This is a genomic window from Paenibacillus tyrphae (assembly GCF_027925525.1).
Classification (GTDB): domain Bacteria; phylum Bacillota; class Bacilli; order Paenibacillales; family NBRC-103111; genus Paenibacillus_G; species Paenibacillus_G tyrfis_B.
This window is the reverse complement of record NZ_BSDJ01000031.1, coordinates 53,866-72,211: the sequence shown is the minus strand read 5'-3', so window position 1 is coordinate 72,211 and position 18,346 is coordinate 53,866. Positions and strand designations below refer to the sequence as shown.

14 protein-coding genes are annotated in these 18,346 nt (G+C 54.7%); 12 read left to right on the top strand and 2 right to left on the bottom strand.

From position 1 onward, the window contains the following. The first annotated feature begins 332 nt into the window (after positions 1-332). From QMG93_RS27865 to QMG93_RS27850, 4 genes are all read left to right on the top strand, one after another. A complete protein-coding gene (locus QMG93_RS27865; RefSeq protein WP_281942376.1) occupies positions 333-2,138 on the top strand; it encodes an ABC transporter ATP-binding protein in 1,806 nt (601 codons plus the stop codon). After that, a complete protein-coding gene (locus QMG93_RS27860; RefSeq protein WP_281942374.1) occupies positions 2,135-3,871 on the top strand; it encodes an ABC transporter ATP-binding protein in 1,737 nt (578 codons plus the stop codon). The genes QMG93_RS27865 and QMG93_RS27860 overlap by 4 nt, the downstream gene beginning before the upstream one ends. A gap of 187 nt (positions 3,872-4,058) precedes the next feature. Continuing rightward, the gene (locus QMG93_RS27855; RefSeq protein ID WP_281942372.1) at positions 4,059-5,027 is read left to right on the top strand and encodes a helix-turn-helix transcriptional regulator; all 969 of its coding nucleotides are present in this window, start codon (positions 4,059-4,061) and stop codon (positions 5,025-5,027) included. A 396-nt stretch (positions 5,028-5,423) separates the two neighbouring features. Next, on the top strand, positions 5,424-6,266 hold the full coding sequence (locus QMG93_RS27850; RefSeq protein ID WP_281942370.1) for an alpha/beta fold hydrolase: 843 nt from the start codon (positions 5,424-5,426) through the stop codon (positions 6,264-6,266). A 101-nt stretch (positions 6,267-6,367) separates the two neighbouring features. Here QMG93_RS27850 and QMG93_RS27845 read toward each other — a convergent pair whose 3' ends face one another. Both QMG93_RS27845 and QMG93_RS27840 read right to left on the bottom strand, forming a co-directional pair. After that, on the bottom strand, positions 6,368-8,029 hold the full coding sequence (locus QMG93_RS27845; RefSeq protein WP_281942368.1) for an ABC transporter substrate-binding protein: 1,662 nt from the start codon (positions 8,027-8,029) through the stop codon (positions 6,368-6,370). Between the two features lie 130 nt (positions 8,030-8,159). Further along, positions 8,160-9,143, bottom strand: a complete 984-nt coding sequence (locus QMG93_RS27840; RefSeq protein ID WP_281942366.1) for an ABC transporter substrate-binding protein — start codon at positions 9,141-9,143, stop codon at positions 8,160-8,162. 284 nt (positions 9,144-9,427) lie between these two features. Here QMG93_RS27840 and QMG93_RS27835 point away from each other — a divergent pair, with 284 nt between their 5' ends. The 8 genes from QMG93_RS27835 (at position 9,428) to QMG93_RS27800 (ending at position 18,282) form a co-directional block, all read left to right on the top strand. Continuing rightward, entirely contained in the window at positions 9,428-11,143 is a 1,716-nt protein-coding gene (locus tag QMG93_RS27835) for an ABC transporter ATP-binding protein (protein ID WP_281942363.1), read from the top strand. Between the two features lie 438 nt (positions 11,144-11,581). After that, positions 11,582-13,564: an endonuclease MutS2 gene (locus QMG93_RS27830; RefSeq protein ID WP_281942362.1), complete on the top strand. Its 1,983-nt coding sequence runs from the start codon at positions 11,582-11,584 to the stop codon at positions 13,562-13,564. Between the two features lie 5 nt (positions 13,565-13,569). After that, entirely contained in the window at positions 13,570-14,742 is a 1,173-nt protein-coding gene (locus tag QMG93_RS27825; RefSeq protein ID WP_281942360.1) for a bis-aminopropyl spermidine synthase family protein, read from the top strand. Positions 14,743-14,787: 45 nt separating this feature from the next. Continuing rightward, a complete protein-coding gene (locus QMG93_RS27820; RefSeq protein ID WP_281942358.1) occupies positions 14,788-15,246 on the top strand; it encodes a GNAT family N-acetyltransferase in 459 nt (152 codons plus the stop codon). Positions 15,247-15,266: 20 nt separating this feature from the next. After that, the gene (locus QMG93_RS27815) at positions 15,267-16,325 is read left to right on the top strand and encodes an HAD-IIIC family phosphatase (protein WP_281942356.1); all 1,059 of its coding nucleotides are present in this window, start codon (positions 15,267-15,269) and stop codon (positions 16,323-16,325) included. After that, positions 16,322-16,600, top strand: coding sequence for an acyl carrier protein (locus QMG93_RS27810; RefSeq protein ID WP_281942354.1), 279 nt, complete (start codon positions 16,322-16,324; stop codon positions 16,598-16,600). Before QMG93_RS27815 ends, QMG93_RS27810 begins: the two co-directional genes overlap by 4 nt. A gap of 166 nt (positions 16,601-16,766) precedes the next feature. Then, complete coding sequence (locus QMG93_RS27805; RefSeq protein ID WP_281942352.1) at positions 16,767-17,684, top strand: helix-turn-helix transcriptional regulator; 918 nt, start codon at positions 16,767-16,769, stop codon at positions 17,682-17,684. A gap of 82 nt (positions 17,685-17,766) precedes the next feature. After that, positions 17,767-18,282 carry a DinB family protein gene (locus tag QMG93_RS27800; RefSeq protein ID WP_281942350.1) on the top strand — a complete coding sequence of 172 codons (516 nt, stop codon included), beginning with the start codon at positions 17,767-17,769 and terminating at the stop codon, positions 18,280-18,282. The last annotated feature ends 64 nt before the right edge of the window (positions 18,283-18,346 follow it).

Below are 18,346 nucleotides of genomic sequence, written 5' to 3'. Positions count from 1 at the left end.
ATTAACTCGAAAATAACGGCTTCTGAGCACAATACAAGGTTTCTTGGCAAATTAGAAGAACTATAGATCATTTCGGGAGTTACGCCGATGGTTCGTTAGCTTCTTCGATCGAATGCGCTTACACAAACTACGCTGCAGTTCTTTTCACCATTTACTTTACACCCTCCACGAAAAACGAATAATGCTTCGCCTATACGCCATCCTCGTATTCGGCTTAACAACTTTGCGAGTTATCCGTAGAACCGCATAAATAATCCGTCCTCCGGGAGACAAAGAAAAGCCCCGGTGATAATCTTTATCAATGAATGGATTAACGAAGGGGAGGGATACATGTGAACCAAAAAAACGGAATCGCAAGACTGCTCGAGATTGCGGGCGAGAAGCGCGGTCTGCTGATCGTTTCCGGCATTTTGTCGGCTCTAAGCGCGGTCTGCATGCTGATTCCTTACGTATCGGTATATTTTATTATCCGCGAGCTGTTGGAGCATGCGACGAATCCGGCTTTCGCCGACGGGCCGTGGATGATCCGCTGGGGAATCATTGCGCTGCTAGGGTTGCTGGGAAGCCTGCTGCTGATGTATGCGGGAGGGATGTTCTCCCACATGGCAGCGTTCCGGATCTTGTACGGTCTGCGCGTCAAGCTGTCCAACCATATCGGACGGCTCCCGCTCGGCTGGCTGAACGGCACCTCGACGGGTGTCGTGAAGAAGACGCTGGAGCAAAACGTGGAAAAGGTAGAGACCTTCGTCGCGCATCAGCTTCCGGATCTCATTCATGTGGCGGTGACGACCATTGTGTTGATCGTCGCGATGGTTGCCTTGAACATGTGGCTGGCGCTGGCTTGCCTCGTTCCGATTGCAGCCGGTTTCACCGTACAGATCCTGCTCTCGACGGGAGAAAAGTCCAAGAAGAACGTCAAGCTGTATTACGATTCTTTGGAACGGATGAGCGGCTCGGCGGTTCAATATGTACGGGGGATGCCCGCCGTGAAGGTGTTTGGGCAGACGGTCCATTCGTTTCGCAAGTTTTACGACGACATGATCCGCTACCGCGATTATTGCGTCAAATTTACCGATCAATTTCAGAATGGATTCCTGATCTTTAAAGTCATTCTCAGCTCGTTTGCGGCTTTTATACTGCCAGTCGGCGTCTATCTGCTGGCCCGGGACCCGGGCAGCGTGGCGTTCGCTTCGGTCCTGCTGTTCTTTCTGATCATGGCCCCGGGTATCTCCGCCCCGATGTTCAAAATTATGAATATCAGCTCCTCGCTACGCGATATTAACGAGGGGGTCGAGCGGATCGACCGCATTTTGGCGGAGGAGCCGGTACGAAAGCCGGAGGCTCCGAGAAAGCCGGACGCGTACGACTTGACGTTCCACAGCGTCTCCTTCTCCTATGGGGCAGAAGGCAAATCTTCCCGGAGCGAAGCGCTGTCCGATCTTTCGTTCAACGCACGGCAGGGCAAGGTAACGGCGCTGGTCGGCCCGTCAGGCTCCGGCAAGTCCACGGTCGCCAATCTCATTCCCCGGTTCTGGGACGTGAGTCAAGGAAGCATCCGCATCGGCGGCGTAGACATCCGCGAGATGGCCTCGTCCGATCTGATGAACACCGTCGCTTTTGTTTTTCAGGAAACGTTCTTGTTCTACGACACGCTCTATAACAATATCGCCGTCGGGCGGCCCGGAGCGTCGCCGGAGGAAGTGTACGCCGCAGCGAAGGCGGCCCAGTGCCATGAGTTTATCGGCAGGCTGCCCCGAGGCTACGATACATTGATCGGGGAAGGCGGCGTGTACTTGTCGGGCGGCGAGGAGCAGCGGATTGCGGTGGCCCGAGCGATTTTGAAGGATGCGCCCATTCTGGTGCTGGATGAGGCGACCGCCTTCGCCGATCCCGAGAATGAGCACGAGATGCAGCTGGCGCTTAAGCAGCTGATGCAGGGAAAAACGGTTATCGTGATCGCGCACCGTCTTTCTTCGATCCGGGATGCCGATCAAATTATCGTGCTGAACGCCGGGCGGCTCGAAGAGCGGGGAACGCATGACGGACTCGTTGCCGCGAACGGTTTGTATTCCAGAATGTGGCAGGCGTACACGGATGCGGGGCAATGGCAGATCGAGACGGGAGGAGTGAGGGCATGAGTCTGCTTCATAACATTACGGCGGGCCAGCCGAAGAAGCTGATCAAGCCGGTACTGTATACGACGCTCGCCAACTTGATGGCGATCGCGCCTTTCGCGCTGCTGGTCGGAGGCGCGAGACTGATCTTCGAGCCGTTCGTTCATCCGGGCGCGTCACTGGATGTAACGGGACTTTGGTGGGTGTGCGGAGGCATGGCGGCTGCGCTGATTGTTTTGTTCTTCTGCGAAGTGCCGGCATACCGCGCCCAGTTCCGGGGCGCTTACGAGACTGCGGCCGAAGGTCGCGCTCAACTGGCCGAGCATTTGCGGAAACTTTCCCTCGGCTACTTGAACCGACGCGATCCCGGCGATTTGGCGAATATGATGATGGGCGATTTTACGCTGGTGGAGCATGGCATCTCGCATCTCGTACCGCAGATGCTCGGGGCCCTGGTTATGCCGGTACTGGCCCTTATCGGGCTTTCCGTTCTGGACTGGCGCATGGCGGCCGCGATGTTTGCCGCTTTTCCAGTGGCGATTGTGCTGGTGCTTCTCACCTCCCGCATTCAGCGGAAGCTGGGAGCGAATCATATGCGAGCCAAGATTGATGCCGCGAACCGTCTTCAGGAATATTTGAACGGTATCCGGGTCATTAAAGCTTACAATATCACGGGCGAGCGTTTCGTCCGGCTGGAAAAATCATTCAAGGAGCTGATGCGCCACAGCATCCGGATCGAAGGTTTGCTTGGGCCGATTGTGCTGAGCGCTATCGCACTTATTCGAGCAGGACTGACCTTGATGGTGATCGTAGGGGTTCATCTGCTGCTGGGCGGCAAGCTCGACGTCATGACGCTTGTAACGTTTTTGCTTATCGGAACGCGGATTTTCGATCCTCTCACGACCGCGCTCGTGAACTATGCGGAATTCCGCTATCACGAGCAGGCCGGCGAGCGTATCGTCCAATTGTTGAAAGAACCTGGCATGACGGGCAGCGAGCTTCCTCCCGAAGAGCACGACGTTGAGCTGCGGCAGGTTACCTTCGGTTACAACGAGCAATCCACGCTCAAAAACGTTAGCGTTGTTATGCCCGCCGGTTCGTTCACCGCGCTGGTCGGCCCGTCGGGAAGCGGGAAGAGCACGATTCTTCGGCTGGCCGCCCGGTTCTACGATCCCGTCGAAGGGAAAGTTCTGCTCGGAGGGCGGGACATGCGGAGCATGGACCCGGAAGCGCTGTTGCGCAAGGTGTCGATGGTATTCCAGGACGTCTATCTGTTCCAGGATACGATCGGCAACAATATCCGCTTCGGGCGGAGCGGCGCAACGCAGCAGGAGGTGGAGGAAGCGGCCCGGCTGGCCTGCTGCCATGAGTTTATCATGAAGCTGCCGCAAGGCTACGATACGATGGTAGGCGAAGGGGGCAGCACATTGTCCGGCGGGGAAAAACAGCGGATCTCCATCGCACGGGCGATTCTGAAGAACGCGCCGATCGTCTTGCTGGACGAGGCAACGGCTTCTTTAGACCCGGAAAACGAAGTGGAGATTCAGCGCGCGATCGATCATCTGGTTCAAGGGAGGACGGTGATTGTCATCGCACATCGTCTGAAAACGATAAAGAACGCCGACAACATCATCGTGTTGGACAACGGCCAAGTGGTCGAGCAGGGGCGGCATCTCGATCTGCTGCAGCGCGAAGGCTTATATGCCCGGCTCTGGCATTTGCAGCAGCAAACCGGAGGCTGGAGTATCTCTTCTTGATCGGTAACGCAGCAAGCCGCATTCGTATGATCAGCCGTTTTTTACGATCTCTAATCCAGCCTTGTGCTGGATTTTTTTGTTGAATCAAAGAGGGATTATGATATACTGATTCTTAATGAAAATGATTATCAATATCATATACACAAGTGCGATCTAGTGCATTGTAGAGATTCGCCAGGGGGGACCGATGAACATTCAGGCCGAGTTTGCCGAGCTTAACGAGATGACGCCGAGCGTGTGCAGCTATTTAAACATCGATCCGCAGACGGAGCCATATGAGCAGAAAGGTACGCTCGCGTCGGAATACGGCGAAGGGCAATTTAGCTTCATCCGGCTTCGGGACGGCATGGAGCTGCAGTTGAGCGATATGATCTGGCGGGAGGACGTGACCTTCGACATGGGCGTTCGGTATCCGCATCTGGAACTTGCGCTGAATATCGAAGGGAGCGGCTGCTGGTCTGCGGAAGGGCAGCGGGGAGAAATATCGAGCGAGTCCGGCTCCGCGCAGCTTGTTTATTTCAACGATATCCGTATCCATGCGGAGCACAGGAAAAATAAACGGATCGTGCATGCGGAGCTGCGCATGGACGCCCGGCTTTGGCAGCCTCTTTTTCAAGAACTCGGTGTCAGGATGGAGAAGCCCTTCTTCTGCTTTGAAGACTTGATCGGCCCCAAGCTTCAAGTTCTGGTGCAGCAGCTGCGGAGCTGCCCTTACGGCGGCTCGACCAAGCGGCTTTTTCTGGAAGGGAAGTGCCTCGAACTGCTCGCGTCGTTTATTTACGAAGCGAACGACAGCCGGGTGAGGAAAAGCTTCAGCTTGAAAACGGAAGATATCAACAAGATCTACAGCGCCAGAGATATTTTGCTGCAGACGCTGGCTCATCCGCCAAGCCTTCTTGCCTTATCGCGCAAAATCAGCCTCAACGACTACAAACTGAAGATCGGCTTTAAGGAAGTGTTCGGGATGACCGTCTTCGAATTCGTCCGCCGGCAGCGGATGGAGAAAGCCAGGCTGCTGCTGGAGAACGGCTCGCTGAATGTCAGTCAAGCCGCGTCTCTGGTGGGCTACAATAACTTCAGCCATTTTGCCGCCTTATTCAAGAAGACGTATGGCGTGAATCCAAGCGACTATGCCAGAGATGTTGCAAAAACTTGAATGCTGTGTTACGATAGGCTAAATTTAGCAGAACGGAGGGTTACGTATGTTAGACAATTCCAATTCCGGCATACTTGGGTTCACTAATTGAATAGTGCTCAAAGGCTCTGTCTGTGTACAGAGTGATCGGGATTGGTCTGCCTACATATACGGGTAACCCTGTTTAGTTATACGCTATATGGCTATAAGAGGGAGGGACGAATCGGCCCTCTTTTTGTCATGCCCGCAAATTGTAATACTAAGGCCAGTAATCTTTTCGTTGAAGACTGCCCTGATTTGACGTACGTCGAAACGGGGAAGGATCTTCTTGAGAGGATACGTACGTCCTTTTCCGATGACTCCTGGCACAGGCAGCAGCCTGTGTTTTTATTTTTAAATTTTGGGAGGAATCAGACTATGAGCGAACAGATGCTGAGAATAGACGGAATTGAATTGTGTGCCGAAAGCTTCGGAAATCCAAACGACCCGGCCATTTTATTGATTATGGGAGCCACCGCATCGATGATTTGGTGGGAGGACGAGTTTTGCCAGCGTCTCGCGGAACGGGGAAGGTATGTGATCCGCTACGATAACCGCGATGTCGGGCGTTCGACGACGTATGAACCGGGGTGCCCGGAATATACCTTGGAAGATATGGCGGACGATACGGTTCGCGTTCTCGACGGGTACGGGATATCGCAGGCGCACTTTGTTGGCATGTCGCTCGGCGGGCTGCTTACGATGCTTGCGGCAGTGCGGCACCCGCAAAAAGTGCTGACCGCTACGCTGGTAATGACGTCGGCCTTCGCGCCAGGTTTGCCGCCAATGGAGGAAAAGGTGGAAGCCTTCTTTGCGGCTACGGCCAATGTGGATCTGAAGAACGAGCAGGCGGCCGTCGATCAGACTGTAGAAAAATGGAAAATCTTAAAAGGCTCCAAGCATCCGTGTGATGAGGAGAGAATCAGACGTCTGGCTATCCAAGAAGTCAGGAGGGCGAGCCGCTTGTCCAGCATGTTCAATCACGGCTTGTTGACAGGCGGGGAATCGGATATCGCCCGGGTTCACGAGATCGAAGCTCCGGCACTAGTCATTCACGGAACGGAAGATCCGATTCTGCCTTACGAGCATGGGGTGGCACTTGCGAACCAAATTCCGGGAGCCGTTCTGCTCACGCTGGAAGGGACCGGGCACGAGCTTCACCGTGACGATTGGGAGCGGATGATCGACGCGATCATCAACCACACGGCGAGAGCACAATAATTAGGAAGCGGCAGTTTGGAGCTAGATTTTCGGCTCCGGACCGCCGCTTTTTGTTTCATATGCTCGGCACCGGTACCCCACTTGCGTCGGTCGAGCTGATCCTACGAGGTTTTGTTAAGCCACCGGGGCAGCACTTCAAGCAGCTTCGCTCTGGTGAAGGCGTCGCCGAAGTTCCATTGCGCGGCATCCACCAGATGGACGCGGCCGTTACGAACGGCGGGCAGACTGCGCCAAAGTGGGCTGCGCATCAGCTTCTTCGCCGCTTGTTCCGACTCCGGGCTTGAGGGAAGCAGCATGAAAATACGGTCCCCGGCATATGCGGGCAGGCTGGCTTCGGCTATTTCCGAAAACCCTTGGCCCGCATTCAGCACTTCCTGAATGTGACCGGCAGGCCGAAAGCCGTAAGGGTGATAAAGCGCCGACGAAAGACCGACGGCTCCCATAACGAATAAGCGCTTGCCATGATCGTAGATAAACACGGAGGCCGTTTCTCCTGGTTCGATGGTGGAGCGAAGCTGCTGCCACATGGCGGCTGCTTTGGCGTTGTAGGCTTTCAGCCACCGCTCCGCTTCGCGCGTTTTTCCGAGCCAGCGGCCGAGCGTCTGCAGACGATGATCGAGCGGCGCAAACGAATTAAACGTCAGCGTGGGAGCGATCTTCGCAATGCGGGCATACAGCGCTTCGTCGGAGCTGGCCAAGATGATTAAATCCGGCTTCAGCGCCGCAAGGACGTCCGTCTTCATCGGAAATCCAACGTCGTGCACGTCCTGCAGCTTGTTCTTGAATAAAGATTGCTTATAAAAAGAAATGCCGCCGCCGATCGCTTTAATGCCTAGCGCCAGCAGGTCACCGAACGTTTCCCCGTAATAAATGATCCGCTCCGGCTGCTCGGGAATTTCGACCTCGCGCCCGGTCCAATCCCTGACCAGTACGGTGCGGCTCGCCAGACGGGCATACTGCTTCGGGGTGATGCCTGTCGTTTGACGAAAGCGCCGGTTGAAATAGTACTCGTCCCGAAAGCCGACTTGCTGGGCAATTTCCCTTAAAGGGGCTGTCGAAGCGAGCAGCAATTGCTTGGAGCGGTTAATCCGCAACTCGGTCAAATAATCGAGCGGCTTCCTGCCGGTCAGCTCCTGGAAAATCGGGGTGTACTGCCAATGCGGCACTTGCGCCAGACGAGCCAACTGCTTGACGGTGATGTTATCCATGTAATGGTTCTGTATGTAACGGACCGTGCTTTCGACCGCCTGCGTCGGACTGAGCGGCTGCTCCGAATGGAGATTGTGCTCGATGACAAAGCCCAGCAGCTCCTGAAACCGCAGCTGCTGTTTGAACCAAGCGATATCGCACGGATCGGGCCGGCCGGCGTACAGTTCTTCCGTTAGCCGGACAAGCCGGGAGAACGGATACGCGGTCAGCTCGCGGCGCTCCGGAAAAAGCTCCCCGGCAAACGTTTCGTGCGAAGTGCTTCCAAGGCGAACGGCCGTGAACGTGATCTTGTAGAAGCGGAGCGCGTCGTCATATTCGTTCTCCAGTTGATACGAAGCGCCGGGAGCGAATAAAAAGCACCTGTCGGGAGTGAAGTGATAGCGGCTATCGTCCGCCTCCAAGCGGCCTTGTCCGGCAGTGATGATCAGCATCGTATGGTGAGCGGCCGCTTGTGTCCCGGATTTCCATCCGACCGGCTGATGGATTCGCTCGATATCCGAGAGGTGAAATAGCAGGGAGCGCAGGGGAGAGGCGTTTGCCGATTCGCAGCCCAATCGTTCATTCCTCCTTCATAAAATGAGAATGATAATTATTATCAATTAACGTCTATTGTATAAAAAACAAAGAAGCTTTTCAATGACAGCTTGAAAAGCTTCCGGGAACCTCCCGCATAAATCGGTAATCTTATTTCCGAAGCATTCTAGGCAGCTCCTCCAGCATCCATTCCCTCGTCGAGGCGTCGCTGTCGGATTTTGAAATATCGATCGAGTAGACGCGGCCGTTCTTGACGGCAGGCAGATCGAGCCAAATGCGGCTTTTCATCAATTCGTCTGTCGATTTGCGTGCGTCTTCCAGACCTGCGGCCGGAATGAGAATGAAAATCCGGTCTCCGGCGTACTGCGGCAGAAGCTCCGGCGAGATATGCTTGAACCCTTGGCTGCCGTTCAGCATTTCCTGAATCATCGGGGTAGGCTTGAAGCCGTTTGGATGATACAGCATTTGCGGAAGCCCGGCGCGCGCCATGACAAACAGCCGGTCGCCGGGATAATACGTAAACACCGAGGCGGTTTCTCCGTCTTTCATGCCGTCCGCCCGGAGCTGCTTCCACATGGCCTCCGCCTTGGCGTTGAAATCGGCAAGCCACTGCTTGGCCTGCTGCTGCTTTCCGAGCAAATCCCCCAGCAGCGCAATACGCTCGTCCAGCGGGGCGAACGTATCGAACATGACGGTAGGAGCGACTTTGGAAAGCTGCTCGTATTGCTTCGCGTCGGTGCTGGCCACAAGAATCAAATCAGGCTTCAGCTCCAGCACCTTTTCCAGATTGATCGGGAAGCCGACATCTGCGATAGGCTTCACCCGGTTTTCGAAGACGTGATCTTTGATCGAAGACAACTGTGCACCGACGGCGTCGACTCCAAGAACCAGCAAATCGCCGAATGTCTCTCCCGCAAAAATAACGCGTTGCGGTTGCACGGGAATTTGCACTTCGTTGCCTTTGTAATCTGTGTACTTGCGTGTAGCGGGCGCTTTGGCTTCGGCCGAGTCTGCGGTTTGCCCGGCCGAAGCGGGAGGAGCTGCGGTTGGTGCGCCGCATGCCGCCATAACCAGCAGTGATCCTAAGCTAAACATGATGACGAACAGATGAATGACTTTTCTTGCCGCTTTCATGAGCTTACCTTCCTTCGACAGGGTGTAATAGTGATAGATAATGATTCTCATTATCGTTCAGAGACCATCATATAAGGAACCTGTTCGGCACTCAATGGACAAACGAAAAACGGCCGCTTCATTTTGTACAAAAACTTCGGCCAACCCCTTTCAATTTGTACAAAAAAAACGTCGCGTTTGTCCATTGCCATCTCTAGGTAAGCCGCCTACAATGAGGTGTGGTAATGAGAATCAATCTCATTTGTCCCGACGAAAAAAGTATCGATAGAGAGAGAGGGTTGCCTATGCTCCGCCGTTTTTTTGCTTATTATCAACCATATAAAGGGCTATTTCTGCTGGACTTCTCCTGCGCAATTATCGCGGCGCTGCTGGAGCTGGCTTTTCCGATCGCCGTCAACCGGGTGGTGGACGATCTGCTGCCAAGCGGAAAATGGGAGTGGATTTTGTGGGGCTGCGTCGGCTTGCTCGGCATTTATGCGGTCAGCGCTGCGCTGCACTACGTGGTTACGTATTGGGGGCACATGCTGGGCATCAACATCGAAACGGATATGCGTAAGAAGCTGTTCGATCATGTGCAGAAGCTGTCGTTCCGCTTCTTCGACAACAACAAGACCGGGCATCTCGTCTCCCGGATGACCAACGACTTGATGGACATCGGGGAGATCGCCCACCATGGCCCCGAAGACTTGTTCATTGCCGTCATGACGCTGGCCGGAGCCTTCGGAATTATGCTGAACATCAACTGGCAGCTCGCGGTGCTGACTTTTATTATCATCCCGCTGATGATTTACTTGTCCCTGTATTTCAGCCAAAAAATGTCGCGCGCCTTCAAGCGCATGTTCGCCGACATCGCGGACTACAATGCCAGGGTCGAAAACAATATCAGCGGCATTCGCGTCGTGCAGGCGTTTTCCAACGAGAAGCATGAAATCGCCCGCTTCGCGGAGAACAACATCCGGTTTCGGATGACCAAGCTGCTGACCTACCGGATCATGGCGTGGAATTCGTCGCTGAGCTATATTTTGATGAAGCTCGTTTCGTTGTTCGTACTCGTCTGCGGCACTTGGTTTGTGATCCAGCAAAAAATGACGTACGGGGAGTTCATCGCTTTCGTCATGCTGTCCAACGTCTTCCTCGGGCCGATTCAGAAGATCAACTCGGTGATCGAGACGTATCCGAAAGGCATTGCGGGCTTCAAACGGTATCTTGAGCTGCTGGAGACCGCCCCGGATGTAGACGATGCGCCGGATGCGCGCCAGGTCGAGCATCTGAAGGGGAATATCCGTTTCAGCGGCGTGAAGTTCGGCTACGAGAACAAGGAGAAGGTGCTGCAGGACGTTCATCTCAACGTGCGAGCGGGGGAAACCGTAGCGCTTGTCGGCCCGTCCGGCGCGGGCAAGACAACCTTGTGCAGCCTCCTGCCACGGTTCTACGAGGTCGACGAAGGAAGCATCACGATAGACGGCATCGACATCCGGCAGATGATGCTGCAATCGCTGCGCTCGCACATCGGTATCGTGCAGCAGGACGTGTTCCTGTTTGATGGGACGATCCGCGAAAATATTGCGTACGGCAAGTTGGGAGCGACGGATGAGCAAATCTGGGAGGCCGCGCGCCGGGCGCAGCTGGAAGAGTTGATCTTGTCCCAGCCCGAGGGGCTCGATACACTGATCGGCGAGCGCGGGGTGAAGCTGTCCGGCGGGCAAAAGCAGCGGCTCTCGATTGCCCGCATGTTCCTGAAAAATCCGCCGATCCTCATACTTGACGAAGCGACATCGGCGCTCGATACGGAGACGGAGGCGGCGATTCAGCAGGCGCTGGCCGAGCTGTCGGAAGGCCGGACGACGCTGATTATTGCCCATCGGCTGGCGACGATAAAGAACGCCGACCGGATCGTGGTGGTCGCGGACCAAGGCATTGCCGAGCAGGGCAATCACGAGCAGCTGCTTGCTGCGGAGGGCGCATACAGCCGCTTGCACCGGGCACAGTTCGGGGCATGACGGTTGAGGTACGGCTGGCATCAACCGGCTTGAATCCACCAAAACGAGCAGCGAAATTTTACAGCACTTGACATTCACTAGGGAAGTAAGGTACAGTAGAAATAATTGTTACCTAAGGAGAGATTTTGATGTCGGTGGTCGTTCTTAACTAATCAAATTCCATAATGAGGTTTCTGGAAATTCATGGGCAAATTTTGCTGTTAAGCAAGGTTTATTTTTTCATGGGTTTACGGTTACCTTGGAATTAGTTAAGAACAACGGATATCATACAATGCCATAGGTACATGCCTATTCATTGCGCCTATCATCCGTGCTGAGTTCAGCGCGGATTTTCTGTTTTATCGGGCGCTTTTAATTAGGCATGGTCACAAAAGGGCAGAGAATGACGTACGTTCATTCTCTGCCCTTTTTTTATTTTCTTACAAGGAGAGATCACCCATGAATGAAAAAGCATTGCAACGATTGGAATACGGCAAAATCAAAGAAGCCTTGGCGGAATATGCCGTATCGTATCTGGGCAAGCGGCAGATTGACGAGCTGCTTCCGATAACGGCGAAGTCCGTCGTACGGGCGAAGCTGGACGAGACGGCGGAAGCGAAGTCCTTGCTCCAGCACGGCGCCAGCGTTCCGATTCCTTCGCTGGAAGGCATGGAAAATATTTTGGACCTGCTGGGAACGGGTTACGTGTTCAGTGAGAAGGACTTCATGCACATGCACCAATTTCTGACCAGCTGCGCGCAGCTCATGAGGTATATGGCCGCGAAAAGCGGGATAGCCCCTCACATTAGCTCTTACGCAGCTTCCATGTATTCGATGGATGCGCTGAAATCGGAGATCGAACGGTGTATCCGTCACGGGCAGGTTCACGACTCCGCCAGCAAGGAACTCATGAAAGTCCGCAAGCGGCTGGCCGTATTCGAGGAGCGTCTGAAGAGCAAGCTGGACTCGTTGATGAGCCGCCACCGCTCCATTTTGCAGGAGCATGTCCTCAGCACGCGCAACGGACGGTATGTGTTGCCGGTCAAGAAAGAGCACCGCAAGCTGGTGAAGGGAACGGTGCTCGACGAGTCGGCAAGCGGCCAAACGGTCTATATCGAGCCTGCCGAGGTCATGACGATTCAATTCGAGCTTACGGGGCTGAAAGCGGAGGAAGCGCGGGAGGAGCTGAAAGTATTGAGCGATTTGACCGCACTGGCGGAAAGCTGCGATCAACAGCTTCTGACGAACATTGAGGCGGTGGGCACCTACGATTTCATATTTGCCAAGGCCAAATACGCTCTGGCTATCGGAGGCTTCAATGTGGAGCTGAACGACCAAGGGATCATTGACCTGCGCGAAGCGAAGCATCCGCTGTTGAACCGGCCGATGGTTCCGTTGAACTTCGTCATAGGACGGCGGTATAAGTCGCTGATTATTACGGGACCGAATACCGGAGGCAAAACCCTAACGCTGAAAACGGTCGGTCTGCTGACCGTCATGGCGCAGTCGGGCTTATTGATTCCGGCTCGGGAAGGAAGCCTGCTTTCCGTATTCAACCATCTCGCCGTCGATATCGGGGACGGACAAAGCATCGAGCATGCGCTCAGCACCTTCTCCGCGCATATTCGGAACGTCAATGAGATGCTGCAATTTGCCGACCGCTCGACGCTCATTCTGATCGATGAAATGGCTTCCGGGACCGATCCGGGGGAAGGCGTCGGCTTGTCGGTGGCCATTCTGGAAGAACTGCACCGAAGAGGAGCGACCGTTGTGGCGACGACCCATTTTACGGAAATCAAAAATTTCGCCGACGTGACGCCGGGGTTCGAGAATGCCCGCATGGAGTTCGATACGGACACGCTTCAGCCGCTGTACCGGCTGCGGATCGGGGAAGCGGGCCAGAGCTACGCCTTCCTGATCGCGTTGAAGCTGGGGCTGCCTGCCGGCCTTATTGAGCGGTCCCGCGAAATTACCGCGCGCGGCTTGCCGGAAAGCTTGCCGCAGGGGACACAGGCCGCCGGGTCTGAGTCGGAGCCGAACGAAGCCTCTGGGGCGAACACGGACCTGCAGGAAGAAACGACAACGGAGCCTGAGCCTCTGCCACATTCGGAGAAGGAGCCGGAGGACACCGCTCAGCCGATTCCTGAGGAGGGACCCGGAATTTTCCAGCTCGGCGATTGCGTGTATATCGCTTATTTGGGCCGTACTGGCATTGTGTTTGAAACTGAGGATGCCCGGGGCAATGTCGGGGTGATGATCCAGAACCAGAAGTTCAAAATCAACCAAAAGCGGCTGAAGCTTCACATCGAGAGCAAGGAGCTGTACCCGGACAATTACGATCTGGACATCGTGTTCGAGACGAAAGAGAATCGCAAAAAACGCAAGTTGATGGGCCGCAAGCACACACCGGGCGTTACTATCGAGACCAAATCGGAGGAGTGATCGAAATGAAAAATTATTTGGATGAAATCAGCGCGAATGTCCGTTTGGAAGAAGGTTCCGCCGTCATCGAGCAGCTTTTGCTGGAATGTTATTTCAGCCCGGGCATCTCGACCAAGGAGCTGGCGCGCAAGACGCTGCTGCCCGTTCCCGTAGCCGCGGCTATCAAGAAAGAGCTCGTCAAAGCGGGCGCGCTGATGCAAGAGAACGGGACGCGCTGCAGCAGGGCGGGAACGGCGTGGATTGAGCAAGAGCTGGGGTACGGCGGAATAAACAAGAGCCTGTACCTGAAATTGACGGCAAGCGATGCGGACTGGAAGTCCGATCTGGCCGGCGTGCTGAGCGAGCTACAGGAAATTTTTCGCTTGCGGCCGCAGGTGGACGTCCGGATCGATCAATCGAAATGCACTGCGGAGACAAGTCTGCGGCGCGCCGTCCTGTGCTTGAAGCAGCAGGCGTTGATCGGAAAGCGCGTGCTCTGCATTGGCGACGACGATCTGGTCAGCGTGTCGCTAGGCTTTTTACTCCGGACGCTCTTCCCGGAGGCGGAGGGAACGCATTCGAGAACGAGGATCGACGTTGTCGATATCGACGAGCGGTTCCTGGGCTATATCGGCGAGACTGCAGCAAGGGAGGGGCTGCCTATCCAATGCCGCCGCTGGGATTTGCGGCTGCCGCTGGCCGAGGAATGGCAGGGACAATACGACTGCTTCTTCACCGATCCGCCTTATACGCTGCAGGGCATGACACTGTTCCTTTCCCGCGGCATCAGCGGCTTGAAAAAGAGGAAAGGGGCGCCGATCTTCTTGTCTTTCGCCCATAAGTCTCCGGAGTTCATGCTGGCGATGCAGCGGGAGTTTGTGCGGATGGGGCTCATGGTCAGCGCCACGTTCCCGCGCTTTAACGAGTACGAAGGTGCGGAAATGATCGCGAATCGGAGCCAAATGATCGTGCTGAAGACAACGGAGCAGACGCGTTCCGAATACGCCGGCGCTTTCGAAGATGCGCTGTACACGGGTGAAGTCAAGCGGACGCTGCGCACTTACCGCTGCCAGCAGTGCGGGGAGGCGGTTTACGTTGGCTTCCAAAGCGATGTGCCTACGATCGAGCAGCTCAAAAATCAAGGGTGTCCCCGCTGTAAGAACGATACTTTTCAATTGATCGAAAAAAAGAGCGTATAAACAAACTTACGGCGAATCATGAACTTAAGAGGAGAGGAAGACAAGATGCATATCCGACCGATAGAGCAGAACGATTTGGCCGCGGTGGCCGAATTTGAGAAGGAAATATCCGTCATTTCGTTTGGCAGCGAGGCGGTAACCGATCTGGAATTCCACCGGCGCAAGCTGGAAAAAGCGATACCTCGCGAACAGGAAGGCATGCTCGTTCTGGAGCTGGACGGCCGGGTGGCCGGCTGGCTCTGGATGACGCTCAAAGAAAATTTCGTGACGAAAGAAAACTATATCCAGTTCAAAAGCTTCTACGCTGCCGAATCATGCCGCGGTACGGAGGCGGTGACGGCCTTGTTCGAGGCGGGAATGGATTTTGCCGGCAGGCAGAAAGCCCGGCGCATCGTCGGGCATGTGCACGTCGGCAACCTGCCCATGCGCGTGCTGTATAAAAATTACGGCTTCGCGCCGACCCATCTGACGATGGAGTACAAGGTGCAGGATCAGGAAGCTTAGGGCTGCGGAGGACAGGTAGCATGATCAAATGTCTGATATGGGATTTGGACGAAACGTTATGGCATGGAACGCTGGCCGACGACGAAGAAGTAGTGCTGCGTCCCGGCATTCGCGAGGTGCTGGAGCGGTTGGATGGGCGCGGCATTTTGCAGAGCGTAGCGAGTCGCAACGATCACGATCTGGCGATGGCGAAATTGGAGGAACTAGACATCGGCCGTTATTTTCTGTATCCCCAGATCGGTTGGGGGACGAAAGCGGAAGGAATCCGGCGGATCGCAAGCGAGCTGAATATCGGGCTGGATGCGGTAGCGTTCATCGACGACAATCCGTTCGAACGCTACGAGGCGGGAACGTATCTGCCGGAATTGACCGTTTACGGCGCGCATGAGGCGCTGGAGCTGGTCGGATACCCCGAGTTCCGAGCCGGGAAGCTGACGCGGGAGGCAGGGAAACGCCGCGAGATGATGCTTTCCCGTCTGGAGCGGACAACGGCGGAGCAGCGCTTTGCCGGAACGCGGGAAGACTTTCTGCGTTCCTGCTTCATGGAGCTGGAGGTACGCACTGCACGCGAGGAGGATCTTGATCGGGCTTTCGAGCTGGCTGCGAGAACGAATCAATTCAATAATTTCACGGAGCGGATGTCGGAGGACGTCGTCAGCTCTTATCTGGAATCGCCGGCGAAAGGGCTTTATGTTACGGAGCTGAAGGACCGGTTCGGCGACCACGGCATTGTCGGGGCAGCTATGCTGGACTATGAGAAGGAGCGGCTGGACATCCGGTTGTTCTGCATCTCTTGCCGCATCGAAGGGCGCGGCATTGGAACCGCGTTTCTCGGGACGGTGCTGAAGCTGGCGCAGCAGGAGCATCCGGCGATGCTTGAAGCGGTATGCAGCTACCGGGCCACAGGCCGCAACCGGCCAGCGCTGATGCTTTTGCAACTGCTGGGGTTTATCCGGAAGGAGAAGCGGGAGCGTGATTCGATCTATGCGCTGCCGTTGCCGTTCGCGTATTGCGCACCGGATTGGATCACCGTAAAAACGGGACATTTTAAGCAAGGGGAAGGGAGAACCTTAGGATGAATCGAGAAGAAATGGAACGGAAGGTTACGGCAATCGTAGCTCAATTGCTCGGCACGACGGAAGTGGAGCGGTCTGCGCGGCTGCTTGGCCCTCAGGGCGTGTTGGATTCCGTTACGGTGGTCCGGTTGATCGCCTGGCTGGAGCAGGAGTTTCAAGTAGCATTCGATGAGGAGGACCTGTCGATCGAGTCGTTATCGAGCATAGACCGTATCGTCTCGTTTATCGAGGAGAGCGAGAGCTTGCCGTACGGGACTTATTCCGGGCTGGAACAATGAAGCATCGAAGAGCCGGCGTCCCATGGGATGGCCGGCTCTTTTTGTCTACTGAGAGTTCGGCGCGTCAGGCGAAGTGAGTTCCTCCGCTTGGTCAAGATAAGCAAGAAAAAATGTGTGATACAATAATGAGCAGTAATACGAAATGGACTAACGGGCGGGGATGCACATGAAATTGGAACGATTGATCTCCATCATCTACAAGCTGCTGAATCACGAAGTTTTGTCTGCTTCCATGCTGGCTGAAGAGTTTCAAGTTTCGCAAAGAACCATCTATCGGGATATCGATGTGATCTGCGCTGCGGGCTTCCCGGTCGTATCGTATCAGGGAACGAAAGGCGGATATGGCATGATGGACGGATACAAAATGGATAAAAGCCTGCTCGGTTCTTACGATGTCAATTCCCTGATTACCGTGCTCAGAAGCCTCTCCACCGTGTTTGAAGACGAGCGTGCGCAGGGGACCATCGAACGACTGCAGACGATCGGACCGGAGCATCGGACCACGAGTCTATTCGTGGACTTGGAAACCCGTCGCACGGAGCCCGACGCGCTTCGTCATTTACGCACGGCCATTACCCGGCGAAATATCGTCCGCTTTGAATATATCAATGTAAAGAATGAACGTACGACCCGTGATATGGAACCGCTGCGGCTTCATTTTAAATATCGCAATTGGTACGTTTATGGGTTTTGCCGAACACGACGGGATTATCGGGAGTTCCGACTATCCCGGATGTTGAATTTGTTCCTGACTCAGGAAACTTTCGAGCCGCATCATGAGGTGCCGGAAGAGGCTGCTTTGCCAAACAAGGGATGGCAAGATCAGTTGGAGGATGTGGTGATCCGGGTGTGGCCGGAGGCATTGGCGGAAGTGATGGATCAGTTTCACCAGGCTGATAAGCAATTTCATGACGATGGGAGCATGACGCTCCGAATTCCTGTTTATCAGCCATTGAAAGCACGCTGGCTTTGGACAATTTTGCTGAGTTTTGGCAGCGGCGCCGAAGTTCTCGAACCCCCTGCACTGCGTCGCATCGTAAAAGAACAGCTTCAAAATGCGCTCAAACTTTATGCAGATGTATGACAGACTGTTGTCATACATCTTTTTTTATTATAACTGCAGGAACAAAATCAAATCCATGACAAGTCAAAAGGAGACGATCCAAATGAATCATCCCGTACAAATGTTCGATTACCACGCATGGGCTACCCAAACCCTCTTGGGACGCATCAAGGAGCTCCCGTCCTCGGTGCTGCAACAAGAAGTAAACACCTCGTTTCCCACCATTGGCGAAGCGTTCGCGCATATCTATGCGATCGACAAGTGCTGGCTTCAGGTTCTGAAAGGTACCAGTATGCCCAAGGCGCTGGAAGAGTGCCTTGGGCTTCAACAAAAAATACTTCGGTACTCTGTCGATGACTTCGCGAATGCCTTTAGTGAATTAGCGGAGGAGTACAGAGCATGGTTCCGAAACCAAGACGACTTGGAGCAAATGATTATGCTCGAGAATCCGTACGCCGGAACACGCAACACTCGATTATCGGAAATTGTGCTGCAAACGGTCAACCACGGTACCTACCACCGAGGCAATATTTCGACCATGCTGCGCCAACTGGGCCATGCATCCACAATGAACGATTATTCACTTTTTTGGTATCAAGAACCTGCGGAATCCATTTAATTTCTGACGTCGAAAGAGTATTTTGACGATATAAAAAGGTCGATATTTCCGAGAACGGAGAAGT

What these genes read in the sequence shown, in the direction of transcription:
- QMG93_RS27860 (WP_281942374.1), top strand. Translation starts at nt 2,135, where the DNA reads ATGAGTCTGCTTCATAACATTACGGCGGGCCAGCCGAAGAAGCTGATC.
- QMG93_RS27855 (WP_281942372.1), top strand. Translation starts at nt 4,059, where the DNA reads ATGAACATTCAGGCCGAGTTTGCCGAGCTTAACGAGATGACGCCGAGC.
- QMG93_RS27850 (WP_281942370.1), top strand. Translation starts at nt 5,424, where the DNA reads ATGAGCGAACAGATGCTGAGAATAGACGGAATTGAATTGTGTGCCGAA.
- QMG93_RS27840 (WP_281942366.1), bottom strand. Translation starts at nt 9,143, where the DNA reads ATGAAAGCGGCAAGAAAAGTCATTCATCTGTTCGTCATCATGTTTAGC.
- QMG93_RS27835 (WP_281942363.1), top strand. Translation starts at nt 9,428, where the DNA reads ATGCTCCGCCGTTTTTTTGCTTATTATCAACCATATAAAGGGCTATTT.
- QMG93_RS27830 (WP_281942362.1), top strand. Translation starts at nt 11,582, where the DNA reads ATGAATGAAAAAGCATTGCAACGATTGGAATACGGCAAAATCAAAGAA.
- QMG93_RS27825 (WP_281942360.1), top strand. Translation starts at nt 13,570, where the DNA reads ATGAAAAATTATTTGGATGAAATCAGCGCGAATGTCCGTTTGGAAGAA.
- QMG93_RS27820 (WP_281942358.1), top strand. Translation starts at nt 14,788, where the DNA reads ATGCATATCCGACCGATAGAGCAGAACGATTTGGCCGCGGTGGCCGAA.
- QMG93_RS27815 (WP_281942356.1), top strand. Translation starts at nt 15,267, where the DNA reads ATGATCAAATGTCTGATATGGGATTTGGACGAAACGTTATGGCATGGA.
- QMG93_RS27810 (WP_281942354.1), top strand. Translation starts at nt 16,322, where the DNA reads ATGAATCGAGAAGAAATGGAACGGAAGGTTACGGCAATCGTAGCTCAA.
- QMG93_RS27805 (WP_281942352.1), top strand. Translation starts at nt 16,767, where the DNA reads ATGAAATTGGAACGATTGATCTCCATCATCTACAAGCTGCTGAATCAC.
- QMG93_RS27800 (WP_281942350.1), top strand. Translation starts at nt 17,767, where the DNA reads ATGAATCATCCCGTACAAATGTTCGATTACCACGCATGGGCTACCCAA.